This is a genomic window from Dactylosporangium sp. NPDC051541 (assembly GCF_044454505.1).
Classification (GTDB): Bacteria; Actinomycetota; Actinomycetes; order Mycobacteriales; family Micromonosporaceae; genus Dactylosporangium.
Window position 1 is genome coordinate 200,609 of the sequence record NZ_JBITDU010000011.1, and the last position, 12,594, is coordinate 213,202.

Annotated in this window: 14 protein-coding genes; 5 read left to right on the forward strand and 9 right to left on the reverse strand. The window is 71.2% G+C overall.

Annotated features, from left to right (window positions below):
* Positions 1–323: 323 nt before the first annotated feature.
* A complete protein-coding gene (locus ACIA8L_RS39185; RefSeq protein WP_395912609.1) occupies positions 324–662 on the reverse strand; it encodes a winged helix-turn-helix transcriptional regulator in 339 nt (112 codons plus the stop codon).
* Between the two features lie 48 nt (positions 663–710).
* On the opposite strand from ACIA8L_RS39185, the gene ACIA8L_RS39190 reads away from it, so the two are divergent.
* The gene (locus tag ACIA8L_RS39190) at positions 711–1,502 is read left to right on the forward strand and encodes an SDR family NAD(P)-dependent oxidoreductase (protein ID WP_395912611.1); all 792 of its coding nucleotides are present in this window, start codon (positions 711–713) and stop codon (positions 1,500–1,502) included.
* Here ACIA8L_RS39190 and ACIA8L_RS39195 read toward each other — a convergent pair.
* Together ACIA8L_RS39195 and ACIA8L_RS39200 are read right to left on the reverse strand one after the other, a co-directional pair.
* Complete coding sequence (locus ACIA8L_RS39195; protein WP_395912613.1) at positions 1,434–2,189, reverse strand: ABC transporter permease; 756 nt, start codon at positions 2,187–2,189, stop codon at positions 1,434–1,436. The genes ACIA8L_RS39190 and ACIA8L_RS39195 overlap by 69 nt on opposite strands.
* The gene (locus ACIA8L_RS39200; RefSeq protein ID WP_395912615.1) at positions 2,186–3,043 is read right to left on the reverse strand and encodes an ABC transporter ATP-binding protein; all 858 of its coding nucleotides are present in this window, start codon (positions 3,041–3,043) and stop codon (positions 2,186–2,188) included. Before ACIA8L_RS39200 ends, ACIA8L_RS39195 begins: the two co-directional genes overlap by 4 nt.
* Positions 3,044–3,153: 110 nt before the next feature.
* Between ACIA8L_RS39200 and ACIA8L_RS39205 the strand changes: the two genes are divergently transcribed.
* Positions 3,154–4,173: a MarR family transcriptional regulator gene (locus ACIA8L_RS39205; RefSeq protein WP_395912617.1), complete on the forward strand. Its 1,020-nt coding sequence runs from the start codon at positions 3,154–3,156 to the stop codon at positions 4,171–4,173.
* Here ACIA8L_RS39205 and ACIA8L_RS39210 read toward each other — a convergent pair.
* Positions 4,163–4,843 carry an RluA family pseudouridine synthase gene (locus tag ACIA8L_RS39210; protein ID WP_395912619.1) on the reverse strand — a complete coding sequence of 227 codons (681 nt, stop codon included), beginning with the start codon at positions 4,841–4,843 and terminating at the stop codon, positions 4,163–4,165. The two genes, ACIA8L_RS39205 and ACIA8L_RS39210, sit on opposite strands and share 11 nt — an antisense overlap.
* Positions 4,844–4,947: 104 nt before the next feature.
* Between ACIA8L_RS39210 and ACIA8L_RS39215 the strand changes: the two genes are divergently transcribed.
* Together ACIA8L_RS39215 and ACIA8L_RS39220 are read left to right on the forward strand one after the other, a co-directional pair.
* Positions 4,948–5,547, forward strand: a complete 600-nt coding sequence (locus tag ACIA8L_RS39215) for a DedA family protein (protein WP_395912621.1) — start codon at positions 4,948–4,950, stop codon at positions 5,545–5,547.
* 25 nt (positions 5,548–5,572) lie between these two features.
* Positions 5,573–5,767: a CsbD family protein gene (locus tag ACIA8L_RS39220; protein ID WP_395912623.1), complete on the forward strand. Its 195-nt coding sequence runs from the start codon at positions 5,573–5,575 to the stop codon at positions 5,765–5,767.
* 106 nt (positions 5,768–5,873) lie between these two features.
* On the opposite strand, the gene ACIA8L_RS39225 is transcribed toward ACIA8L_RS39220, so the two are convergent.
* Both ACIA8L_RS39225 and ACIA8L_RS39230 read right to left on the reverse strand, forming a co-directional pair.
* A complete protein-coding gene (locus ACIA8L_RS39225; protein WP_395912625.1) occupies positions 5,874–6,836 on the reverse strand; it encodes a diguanylate cyclase domain-containing protein in 963 nt (320 codons plus the stop codon).
* A gap of 98 nt (positions 6,837–6,934) precedes the next feature.
* Positions 6,935–8,284, reverse strand: coding sequence for an FAD-binding oxidoreductase (locus ACIA8L_RS39230; protein ID WP_395912627.1), 1,350 nt, complete (start codon positions 8,282–8,284; stop codon positions 6,935–6,937).
* An 87-nt stretch (positions 8,285–8,371) separates the two neighbouring features.
* Between ACIA8L_RS39230 and ACIA8L_RS39235 the strand changes: the two genes are divergently transcribed.
* Entirely contained in the window at positions 8,372–9,268 is an 897-nt protein-coding gene (locus tag ACIA8L_RS39235) for an alpha/beta hydrolase (RefSeq protein WP_395912629.1), read from the forward strand.
* Positions 9,269–9,294: 26 nt separating this feature from the next.
* Here the strand turns inward: ACIA8L_RS39235 and ACIA8L_RS39240 are convergent, their stop codons facing one another.
* Genes ACIA8L_RS39240 through ACIA8L_RS39250 form a run of 3 tightly spaced genes read right to left on the reverse strand, consistent with a single transcriptional unit; the run spans position 9,295 to position 12,533 of the window.
* Positions 9,295–10,755: an ABC transporter permease gene (locus tag ACIA8L_RS39240; RefSeq protein WP_395912631.1), complete on the reverse strand. Its 1,461-nt coding sequence runs from the start codon at positions 10,753–10,755 to the stop codon at positions 9,295–9,297.
* Entirely contained in the window at positions 10,752–11,612 is an 861-nt protein-coding gene (locus ACIA8L_RS39245; protein ID WP_395912633.1) for an ABC transporter ATP-binding protein, read from the reverse strand. The genes ACIA8L_RS39240 and ACIA8L_RS39245 overlap by 4 nt, the downstream gene beginning before the upstream one ends.
* 3 nt (positions 11,613–11,615) lie before the next feature.
* Entirely contained in the window at positions 11,616–12,533 is a 918-nt protein-coding gene (locus tag ACIA8L_RS39250) for a sensor histidine kinase (protein ID WP_395912635.1), read from the reverse strand.
* Positions 12,534–12,594 lie beyond the last annotated feature (61 nt).

Sequence of the window (12,594 nt, forward strand, 5' to 3'; positions counted from 1 at the left end):
CATTAGGCGACGTCCGATTCCTGTGTTCGTGAGTTCAGGACCCACCCAATGTCGATGGTGTGACAGTTGGTGATCCCCAACGTGGTCGGGTCGCGAGCAACGCCCGCCAGGCGTCGTGCCCCAACGGCGCCCCCAAAGAGTGAGTCCGTGATACCGGCCAAGGTGGGTCCCGAACTCACCGACGTGGACGGCGACCCGCGGCGCTGGTATCGGTACGAGCTCAGCCGGTGAAGGTCTCGCAGCGCGCGCCGGTGTTCTGGTTGTTGCCGCGGCCCGGGTGGGCAGAGTCGACGACGGCGCCGCAGTCCAGCGTGTCGTTGCCGCTACGCGTCGCTGTGGGTCACGGCCCAGTCGATCAGTCCGGCCAGGGACTCCATGAGGGCGGCACCCTTCGGGGAGAGGGCGTATTCGACGGACGGGGGGACCGTCGGATACACGGTGCGTTCGACGAGGCCGTCGGCCTCCAGGGTGCGCAGGGTGCGGGTCAGCATGCGCTGGGAAATGCCCTCGATGGCGCGGTGGAGTTCGTTGAAACGGTATCGGCGGCGGGACAGCAGGGAGAGGACCACCAGGGTCCAGCGTTCGCCGATGCGCCGCACGATGCCGGTGACCGGGCAGGCGTCGTACTCGGCCACGGGCACACGGGTGTGCGTATCCAACATTGAAGTGCCTCCTTTCGCGCCTGCGGCCAGCGTACTGAGATTGTTCACATGAACACCAAGACGGTGGTGATCGCCGGCGGGACGGATGGCATGGGGCGGGCGACGGCCCTGGCCCGGTTCGAGCGCGGCGACGACGTGTTTGTGATCGGCAGCAATGCCGCCAAGGGCCGGACGTTGCCGTCCGGAATTACCTTTATAAACCAAGACCTCAGCGGGGGTACTGCCATCAAGGCGGTCGTCGCCGAGTTGTATGCGCGGGTCTCGGCGGTGGATGCGCTCGTGCTCTGCGCCAATCGGGTCAGCCCGGCTCGGCGGGAGACGTCGGAGCATTTGGAGTACACCTTCGGGCTCTATTTTCTGGCTCGGCACCGGCTCGCCGAGGGACTCCGGCCGTTGCTGGAAGCGGCCGCGGCACCGGTCATCGTCAATGTCGGCGGGGTCGGCGTCACCAAAGGGCGGATCGCGTGGGACGACCTGCAATTGCGGACCGGCTATTCGATGGTGCGGGCCCAAATGCAGGCCGGCCGGCTCAACGATCTGCTCGGCGCCGGGTATTCGGGGAAGGCCCGCTATGTGCTGTACCACCCGGGTTTCACGAAGAGCGGTGACCATTCGCCGCTCAATCCCGTGCTGCGCGGCGTGTTGCGGGCGCTCGCGTTCGTGGCGGCCCGGCCGGTCGCGGAGTCGGTGGCGCCGATCGTGGACCTCATCGACACGCCGCCCGCGGCCCAGCTGACGGCGCTGGACCGCGGGCGCGAGCTGCCGCTGTCGCTATCGAGCCTGGACCCGGCCGGCGCGGCTCGGTTGCACGCGGTGCTGGCCGATGAGGCGTTCGCGTAGCACCCGCGGCGCCAGGACGAGGCCGGCGACGGCCCAGGCCGCGAGGACGGCGGCGGTGGCGAGCGGGTGGCCGGCCTCGGTGGGGAGGAAGGCTGTGCGCATGCCGAGGCCCAGCCAGTACACCGGGAAGATCTGCGCCATTGACTGCAGCCAGCCGGGCAGGGCCGTGATCGGGTAGAAGATCCCGGAGATGCCGATGACGGCCAGGATCGGCAGGGTCAGCAGGCCCTGCCCGCGCGCGGTCGGCAGCAGCGCGCCCAGGATCGCGCCGAGGGGCAGGGTGGCGAGCAGCCCGAGCCCGAGCACCCACAGGACGGTGCCCACGTCGACGGACGGCAGGTCCCGCACGATCAGCAGCGCCGGAACTAGGAAGATCGTGAGGTCGACGAGGAGCCCGCCGGAGACGGAGATGATTTTGCCCCGGAGGTACTCCCTGAGCCCGTTCGGTGTCGCCCGCGCCCGCAGCAGCGTGCCGTCCTCGCGGTCGGCGGTCAGCCCCTGGCTCATGGTGACCATGCCCATCGCGGCGTTCATCCCGAGGATCGAGGGCAGCAGGGCCGCGTGGCCGCGCATGAAGTACAGCGTGATCAGCATCAACGTGGGCCAGAAGCAGTGGTTGAACAGCTCGGCCGGCTGGGTCAGCGACTGCCGCAGCTCGATCAGGCCGCGGTGCCATCCGGGGCTCATTGCCGCTCCTCCGCTCGACGGACCAGCTCCAGGTAGGTGTCTTCGAGGGACGAGCGGTGGATCTCCAGGTCCTGCACGGCCGGGCCGTGGCGCTGGAACAGCTCGTAGGCGAACTTCGTGGCGTCGCTCGTCGTCTCGATGTGCTGCTCGGCGCCGAGCTTCCACCGCACCTCGTCCGGGCCGGCGATCCGGGCCAGCTCGGCGGCCGTACCGTCGGCGATGACCCGGCCCGCGTCGAGGATCACGATCCGGGCCGCCAGCCGCTCGGCCTCGTCCAGGTCGTGGGTGGTGAGCAGGACCGTCGTCTGCGATTCGGCGATGACGTCCCGGATCAGCCGGTGGAACTCGCGCCGCGCGTGCGGGTCGAGCCCGGCCGTCGGCTCGTCCAGGAACAGCACCTCGGGCCGCCCCACCAGCCCCAGCGCGAGGTCGAGCCGCCGCCGCTGCCCGCCGGAGAGCACCCCGATCCGCTGCCCGGCGTGCCCGGTCAGCCCGACGGCGGCGACGAGCCGGTCCGGGTCCCAGGCCCGGCCCGGGTAGTAGCGGGCCTGATGGGCGACGAGCTCCCGCACCCGCCACCGGGTGTGGTCACGCCAGGCCTGCAGCACGATCCCGACCCGGGCCCGCCACCGTTCGTCGCCGCGCGCCGGGTCGGCCCCGAGCACTGTCGCGGCCCCGCCGGTGCGGATCCGGAAGCCCTCCAGGATCTCGATCGTGGTGCTCTTCCCGGCCCCGTTCGGCCCGAGCAGGGCCAGGACCTGGCTCCGCCGGGCGTGGAAACTCACGCCGCCGAGCACCTCCCGCTCCCCGTACCGCATCCGCAGCCCATCGATCTCAATCGGGTGTGTTTCCATTTTTTGAAACTAGAAAATCCACCCGGTCGATGGCAATGCCACGTTGCAATGGCCTGGAATGAATTGCATAGCGTTGCAATGGGGTGGTGCTGAATGCAACGATGGGCGGCATGCCGGGGGCGCGCTTGACGCGGGAGGACCGCGAGCACATCGCGGCCGGGCTGGCCGACGGTCTCGACTACGCCGAGATCGCCCGCCGCCTCGGCCGGCCGACGTCGACCGTGTCCCGGGAGGTGGGCCGCAACCTCCGCCAGGGCACCTACCGCGCGGCCGAGGCCCACCAGACCCGCCGACGCCCGATCCGGGCGGCGCGGCCCCGCCCGGGCGGCCCCGGCAGTCAGGCGACACAGGCCCCGTCGGTCGAGACGCGATCGGCCGCCGACAGCAGTCAGGCGACACAGGCCTCGTCGGTCGAGACGCGATCGGCCGCCGACGGCAGTCAGGCGACACAGGCCTCGTCGGTCGAGACGCGATCGGCCGCCGACGGCTTCGCCAACCGGTTTGCCGCCCTCATGGTCGAGAGCGGCCTCAACCGGATGGCCGCCCGCGTCCTCACCGCCATCGTCACCACCGACGCGGGCGCGCTGACCGCCGCCGAACTGGTCGCCCGCCTGCGCGTCAGCCCGGCCTCGGTGTCGAAGTCCATCGCCTACCTGGAGGCCCTGGACATCGTCCGCCGCGAACGCCCGGCCGGCCGCCGTGAGCGCTATGTCATCGACGACGACGTCTGGCTGCGCACCGGGCTCACCAGTGCCCGCGCCCACGCGAAGTGGGCCGCGGCGGCCCGCGAGGGCGCGGCGCTCCACGGCCCGGACACCCCGGCCGGCGTCCGCCTGGAGCGGATGGGCCGCTTCTTCGACGACCTGAGCCGCGGCATGACCCTCGACTACGACCCCGCGGTCGCCGACGACATGCTCACGGTCATCGCCGCCCTCGTTCATGCGGCGGCCCCCCGCGACGCCGCCGAACTGGCGCTGACCCTCGACTGGCCGCGGCCCCGCGTTGAGGCCGCCCTGGCGCTCGCGGCCGACCGCCCCGACTTCGCCGACCCGGTGAGCCCGCAGCCCGAGCCCGACGGCCGCTACCGCGCCGTCGCCAACCCCCGCCGCCGGGAGCTGTTCAGACCGTGAAATCGGCCGGCATCGGGGCCTCGACCGTGACGCGGGCGCCCCCGTGGTCGAACGACAGCCGCCACGAATGCAGGTAGGTGCGGCCCGCCGGCTGCTTCTCGAACAGCGGGTCGCCCACGATCGGGTGGCCGATCCAGGCCAGGTGGACCCGGATCTGATGGCGGCGGCCCGTGTGCGGGCGGGCCTCCAGCAGCGCCCGGTCCCCGGTCTGGGCGCGGACCGTGAACGACGTCTGCGACGGGTACGTCGGCACCGTGTCGAACACCGCCGCCGCCGGCACCGTCCAGCTGTCACCGGAGCGCTCGATGCTCTCCCGCGGCGCGGCGATCCGGACCCGGTTCTTGCGGCCCACGCTCAGCGGCAGGTCGATGTCCCCGGCCGCCGGGAGCCCACCGGGGGCGGTCACGGCCAGGTATGCCTTCTCGACCGTGCGCTTATTGAACTGGCGGGTCAGGGCGCCGTGGGCCGGCAGGTTCTTGGCGAACAGAATGACCCCCGACGTCACCTTGTCGATGCGGTGCGCCGGGAACAGCTCCTCACCGGCGTCGGCGGCCATGCGGACGAGATCGGACTCGTGGCGCTCACCCATGACGGACACGCCGGCCGGCTTGTCCAGCACCAGGACGGCGTCGTCCTCCAGGATCACGTGCTCACGAAACTCCGCCCACATCCGACCAATCTTGCCCGAGGCCCTTAGGGGTAGGGGAAACCCCCCGGCCGTTCGGCGGGCTGGCACCGCTGACTCCGGAGCTGTACACCGGCAGGGTTGAAGGCATGGAAGCGATGGCCGGGTGGGCCTACCTGCTGATCTTCGTGCTGCTCGTGCTGGACTGCCTCATCCCGGCGGTACCGGCCGAGACCAGCGTGATCGCCGGTGGCGCCCTGGCCGCGTCCGGCCACCTGCACCTGGCCCTTGTCCTGGCCGCATCGGCGACCGCGATGTTCGTCGGCGACGTGCTCATGCACGAGGTGGCGCGGCGCGGCGGCCGGCGGTTCGTGGAACGGTTCCTGCGCGGCGAGCGCTACGCCAAGGCCGTCAGCTGGGTGGCCCGCCTCCTCGACCGCCACGGCGGCGCGATCGTCGCCGGCGGCCGCTTCGTCCCCCTCGGCCGCACGACGGTGGCCCTCGTCAGCGGCTACGCCGAGTTCCCGCGCCGCCGGCTCCTGCCGGCCCTGGCCGTCGGGGCGTCGCTGTGGAGCCTGTACATCGTCGGCCTCGGCTACCTGGGCGGCAACGTGTTCACCGGCAACCCGCTCGCCGCCGCGGGACTGGGGATCACCCTGTCATTCCTCGTGACGGGTGTGACGACGGCAGCACGACGCCTGCGTTTGCGAACGCGCCGCCCCGGGAATGCTCTAGTCAGCAAGGCGTGACTGGAATACGTGGAAGGGACTGACAATGAGTTTCACGGACAAGGTCGAGCACAAGGCCGAAGAGCTCAAGGGCGCCGCCAAGGAGAAGTACGGCGACGCGACCGACAACGAGAGCCTGCAGGCCGAGGGCGCCGCCGAGCGCGCCGCCGCGAAGGCCAAGCAGGCCGGCGACCACGTGAAGGACGCGGGCAACGACGTAGCCGACGCGTTCCGTAACTGATCGCAGCGACGGATTTCGGGCCGCCCCTTCCGGGGGCGGCCCGCCTCGTTTTCCGCAGTGGTCAACCGTCAGCGGCCATTGGCCTTTCTGGTTGTCATGGCCGTGGTTATCGCATCGCCGCGTCGGCGTCGGTGAGGGCTTCGTCGGGGTAGGCGCCGGGGGCGCTGACCGAGACGCCTACGCGGGCTCGGGCGACCAGGCGGCCGGCGGTTGTCGGGAACGGGTGGTCGAAGGTCGCGCGGAGGGTTTGGGCCAGGTGGTTGGCCTGGCGGGTGTCGGCGCCGGGGAGGAGGACGGCGAACTCGTCGCTGCCGAGGCGGGCCACTACGGCCCGGTGGGGGGTGGTGCGGGTTTCGGCGTACGCGGCGTCGCGGATGCGGTGGGCGACCGCGGTCAGGAGTTCGTCGCCGGCCTGGTGGCCGTGGGTGTCGTTGACGGTGCGGAAGTCGTCCAGGTCGACCAGGAGGACGGCGTAGGGGTGATGGTCGGCGGCGGCCGTGTTCAGGTGCTGCCACAGCATGGCCCGGTTGGGCAGGCCCGTGAGGGCGTCATGGTAGGCGGCGTGGTGGAGGGACTCCTCGAAGACGCGCTGCGCGCTGATGTCGAGGAGGGCGAAGACAGTACCGGCGCCGGGGTCTATGGGGATGGACTCGATCAGGATCTCGCTGGTCGTGCCGTCCGGGCGGGTCAGCCGGGCTTCGCACGTGTCCGAACCGTTCAGCGCCAACGCCCGCAGATTCACCTGGCGGCCGTCCGGGGTGTGCAGGCGCAGCGCGGCGGCCACGACGGGGGTCCCGGCCGGCCAGCCCAGCAGGTCCAGGGCGGCCGGGTTGGCCGACTGTACGTCCCCCGCCGGGTCGGTCACCAGGACCGGGAACGGGAACCGGCGCAGGACGGTGTGCAGCAGCGCGTTCTGCGCCGAGTGCTGCCGGTCCACGCGGTTGAGCAGGCGGTGCAGGTAGTAGGCGAGCACGGCGAGGACGGCCACCGGCACCAGACCCCACAGCGTGGGGTGGACCAGCGAGACCGCCGTCACCGCCGCCAGGGCGAGTGCGATCGCCAGTCGCATCGTCCGCAGCACCGACCTTTGCATGGTGGCCACATCGGCGCGGCACCCGGCCCGCAGCAGTGCGGGCCGGGTGCAGGACAGGAGTTCAGGCCGCAGTTTCAGGACCGCAGGGCCTGGCCGCTCGAGAAGACGTTCGCCGGGTCGTACTCGGCCTTGACCCGCAGGAGCCGGTCGCGGTCGGCCGGGGACCAGTTGGCCAGGAGCGCGTCCGGGCCGGCGGCGCCGGAGAAGTTGATCAGGCCGCCGGGGGTGGCGTCCACGGCCAGGATCCGGTTGATCGTGGCGTCGACCGCCGGGACCAGCTCGGGCACGCCGAGGCCGATGGCGAAGAGGAGGTACTCCGCGCCCCGGCCACTCACCGCGTTGGGCACGGCCGGCGGGCGGCTGAACGCGCCGCCGAGGTGGCGCACCTCCACGATCGGCACGGGGATGTCGACGTCGGGACCCGCGGCCGCGACGACCTGGTCGATCGTCTCCTCGGTGAGCGCACTGAGCACGACGCCCCGCTCGCGGCCCGGCATCGGGTCGACGGGGTCGCGGTGGACGCTGTCGATCGCGGGGTACGGCAGCGTCGCAAGGTCTTCGATGATCGCCGGTGCGGCCGCGCGCATCGGCTCCAGCAGCGCCCGGCCGTCCGCCTCGCGGCCGAGGTAGAAGACGCGCAGGTGGACCGCGAACGCACCGCGCAGCGGCGGGGGCACCATTTCGGCGTCCGGGAACCGGATCAGGGCGACCGAAGTGCTCATGTCCTCGGGGAGGCCGGCCGACCACTTGCTGTACACCCGCAAAATCGTGAAAACGTGGGCGCCGGGGTAGAAGATGCCGCCGCCGAAGAACGCGGCCACCGGGAACAGGTCGAACTCGATGGCGGTGACGATCCCGAAGTTGCCCTTCCCGCCCCGCACGGCCCAGAACAGCTCGGCGTCGTGGTCGGCATCGATCGTTCGCAGCGCGCCTTCCGCGGTCACGATCTCGACCGAGCGGACGTGGTCGGCGGCGAAGCCGTGTTTCCGGCCGAGGGGACCAACCCCGCCGCCCAGGGTGTACCCGACCACGCCGACCTGCGACGAGGAGCCGCTCAAGGGGGCCAGGCCGTGCGGGGCCGCGGCCGCGATGACCTCGGACCAGCGAACTCCGGCCGCCACCCGAGCGGTCCGGGCGACCGGGTCGACGCTCATCTCGCGCATCCGGTTCGTCGTGATGAGGACACCATTGTTGACGGGCCGTACCGCGCCGTGCCCGGTGGCCTGCACGGCGACCGGCAGCCCGAGCGTGCCGGCCCAGCGCACGGCCACGGCCACGTCCTGCGCGCTCGTGGCGCCGACGACGGCCAGGGGCTCGTGGGTGATGGCGACGTTCCAGGAGAACGCCTCGGCCGCGAAGCCTTCGTCGCCGGGGACATATACGGGACCGGCCACGGCCGGGAGCGAGGTCAGTGCAGTGGTCATGGGGTGAACCGTGCGGCACGCCGGTTGGTGGTTACTTGTGAACCACTAGGACAACGACTTGATCGATCGGTCGCTACGGTGTCGCACATGGGGATCAGCCGGCGCGTTGTGTTGTCGGGCGGGGCCGCGCTGCTGGCGGCGGCCGCGGTCACCGGATTCGAACTCGTCGATCACGCGGTGCTGCCCGGCAAGGGCCGGCTCGACGAAGCTCTGGGCCGCTGCGACGCGACGCCCCCGGCTCCGCTGACCGCTTCCGCGCCGCTGCCGTCCATAGGCTCGTTCCCGTCGCGGCTGCGGGGCCGTCCGGTCTCCTACGCCCTGGCCTACCCTCCGGGTTCGCGGCGGGGCGCCAAGCTGCCCGTGTGCCTGGCGCTGCACGGGTTCGGCTCCGACGCGCTGAGTGCCGTGAACACCGGGAACTACCCACGCCTGATGGCCGACCTGGTCACTGCCGGCGGCCGGCCGTTCGTCCTGGCCGCGGCCGACGGCGGCGGCGGATACTGGCATCCGCACGCGGCATCCGGAGACGATCCGCTGGGGATGCTGTTCGAGGAGTTCCTGCCGATGCTGGGGGCTGAGTACGGCCTGGAGTCGGAGCGGGTCGCGGTGGCCGGCTGGTCGATGGGCGGCTATGGGGCGCTCCTGTCGGCCCTGACGTACCGGGACCGGGTCAGCTATGTGGTGGCCTCGTCGCCGGCCATCTTCCGCGACTACGACGACGCCGAACATGTCAACCCGGGCGCTTATGACTCGCGGGCGGAGTGGGACCGGTACGACATCACCGCCCGCGCCTCCGAACTGTCCGGCGTCCCCATGCGCATCGACATCGGCTCGGCCGACCCGTTCGCACCGACCGTCCACCGCTTGCGCGACCACCTCCCGGACCCGGCGGTTGTGACCTTCTCGACGGGCTGCCACGACGGCCGCTACTGGGACGCCGTGGCGCCGAGCCAGGTCGCAAGCATCGCGAAGGCGCTGTCGTAGGTTTGCTGTGAACGAACGTAAGCGTTTCATCGACGAGCCTGCTTGACCGTTGTCCACGCCAGGGTAGTCAGTACGCCGGCCAACGACAGAGTGGTCCAGGTCAGAGCGCCCGGGCCGGTCGGGTGGCGGCCGTCGCGCAGGATGCCCATGAAATTCAGGGCGTCGGCGTCGTTGATCATCAGGTACCAGAGGAGGGTGTACACCGCCTGGAAGAATCGGGGGGCCTTGGTCAGTGTGCCCGAAGTCAACGCCAGCGCCGGGATGAACAGGGTGCCCGCCAGCCAGGCCGAAAGGCCGGGAAAGTCCGAAGCCCAGGCCATCCGGATCGCGGCGCCCGCGCCGGTCGCGGCGGCCAGGAGAGCGCCCGCTGTCCACTCGGCCAGCACTCGGCGGCGAGGGGATGGGTAGGCGGCCAGGATCGCGGCCGTCCCGGAGGTTGCGGCCTGTGTGCCCAGGCGGGACCAGATCAGTACCGGCCAGATCCACGCTATCGCCAGGAGCGCGCCGCGCGGGAGTGTCAGGCCGGCCAGGCTCAGGGTGGCCGCGCCCAGCCACCACCACAGCGGTGTCCCCGCCACCAGGATCTGTGTTTCGCCGGCCACCAGCCGTAGCCCCGGGCCGCCCCACCGCGGCGCCGGGAACCGGAAGAACCTGGAAGGGCGGTCGGGGCGGGCCGGGCGGTCGAAGCGGCCGAACCACAGCGCCGGCAGGAGGGCGACGGCCACGGCCAGCGCGATCAGCTCGGCGCGGGCGAGCACGAACGATGTCGTTACCGGCAGGCCGGGCCAGTCGAAGGCGCGCAGTGGCTCGTCCACATACATCAGGCCGAGGCCCACGTCCTGGCTCGCTCCGGCCGGCAGCGTGACGGGGCGTAGGCCGAGGCCACCGAACGGGGCGTTCTGGGATTGGCCGGCGATGGTGCCGACCATCCAGATGAAGATCCACAGCACGTTGCCGAGGCCGCTGCGCAGGAGCGGGGTGGTTTCGAACAGTAGGGCGGCCGCGCTGGTGACGACCAGCATCGGGAAGGCGATCAGCACAAAGGGTAGCGCCAGCGCCACCAGATCCACGCGCATGGACTCGCCGCGCAGCAGTTGCAGTACCACCGCCGTCGTCGCTGAAACGGCGGTCATCGAGCCGAGCACGGCGACATTGCTCAGCAGTTTCGCCAGCAGGTAGGCCCAGGTGCGCAACGGTGAGGCGGCGATCAGCTGGCCGACGCCTGTGCGTTCGTCGCGGGCGACGGCGTCGCGGACCAGGTAGAAGCCGACCAGTGTGAGCCACAACGCGCTGGTCAGGGCGGTCACCATCCCGACGTACCCGCTGGTGTACCGGCCCCGGTAACCGCCCATCACCAGGACCGACCAGTGCGAGTCGACGGCGGGCACGGCCAGGAGACCCAGGCCGATGGCCGAGATCAGCATGAAGAGGTACGCCGGGCGCCGCACCCGTTCCCGAAAGTCCGCCAGCGCGACCGAGAAGATCATCGACGCACCGCCCCGACATACGCGTCCTCGAGGTCGGGCGTCACCGGCACCGCGTCGGCCAGCGGGCGGGCGGTGGACAGGATTCGCAGCCGCACCCCGGACGAGGATCGGACGGCGCGGGTCGTGAGGAGTCGTTGTTGCAAATCACCAACCGCATTTGGGGGTACTGTCACTTCCCACACATGGCCGGCCACGCTGTGCACGACATCCTCCGGCGGCCCGTCGAGGCGGAGCCGGCCGCCTTGCAGTACCGCGATCCGGGAAGCCACCGACTCCACATCACTGACGATGTGCGTGGAGAGCAGCACGACCCGCGTGGCGGCCAGCGAGCTCAGCAGGTTGCGGAACCGCACCCGCTCTTCGGGGTCGAGCCCGGCCGTCGGCTCGTCGACGATGATCACCCGCGGGTCCCCGAGCAGCGCCTGGGCGATGCCGACGCGGCGCAGCATGCCGCCGGAGTACCCGCCCAGGGGCCGCCGCCCCGCGGAGGTGAGGTTGACCAGCTCCAGCAGCTCGTCGATCCGGGCCCGGGAGGCGCGGGCGGGCAGGCCTTTGACCGCGGCCAGGTACGTCAGGAACTCCACCGCGCTCAGGTGCGGGTAGACCCCGAAGTCCTGCGGCAGGTAGCCGAGCGCCCGCCGCAGCGCGTCGGGCCGGCTCACGGCGTCGGCGCCGTCGAAGCGGACGGTTCCGCTGGTGGGCCGGGTGACGGTGGCGGCGATCCGCAGCAGTGAGGACTTCCCGGCGCCGTTGGGTCCGAGTAGACCGATCAGTCCGGGTGTCAGCCGGAGCGTGAGACCGTCGACGGCCCGTTTCTGTCCCTTGTAGACCTTCGTGATGTCGAGCAGTTCGAGCATGCCTCAAGGCTGCTGAACGCCGCCGCCGCGCACATCTGCCGAACGGGAGAGATCGCAGACGACTTCCCACCGCCCGTCCCGCGGCCCGTAGGTCAACGTCCCGCCGACGGCCGCCACCCGCTCCGCCAGCCCCAGGAGCCCCGACCCGCCGTGGGCCCGCGTAACCGAAATATCCGACAGGTCGGAAATAACAGAGATCACCCCGGTAGTCGAAAGCGCTACGAACACCCGGGCCGAAGCCGAAGCATGCCGCCGAACATTGGTCAACGCCTCGACAACCACGTGATAAGCAACCGCCGAAGCCGCCGGCGACAACGAGACCCCGGGCGCGATGGACAGTGAGGCCGAGGACCCGAACCGCCCCACCAGATCCGGCACATCGGCCAGCCCATAGACGCGGGCGGACCGGAGAGCCGCCACCATTTCATCCATGGCCGCCAATGCCCGCTGCCCGGCCGCCTCGATCCGGGCGTAGGAGGCCGCCTCCGGCACCTGCGCCTCGATCACGATCCCGGTGACCTCGTGCGCGACCAGGTCATGCAGGTCCCGCGCCAGCTCGAGCCGCTGCGCCCGCCGAGCCGCCTCCAAGGCCCGATCCCGCCCCCGCAAATAGAGCCCGACCCCGGCCGCCCCCACCGCACACGCGAACGCGGAGGCGACGGTGAGCACCACCCCGTTCAACGGGAACGACATCCGCAGCGGCAGCACGACAACGGCCACCCCGACGATCAGTCCGGTCCAGAGCCCCCGCCGAACCAGCCGCGCCAGCAGCACCAGCAACGGCGTGAACTCGAACATGAACCAGAGCCCGGCCGCCTCCGGCTGATCCGGATACACAATCGGATAGACGGCGGTCACGACCAGCGATCCGAGGACCAGCCACCACCACGAGGGTTTGATCGCGGCGGCGACGGCGAGCATGGCCGCGATACTGACCAATGCCCCCGGCGCTTTCGTCAACGGCAACCCGCACAGCACCGGC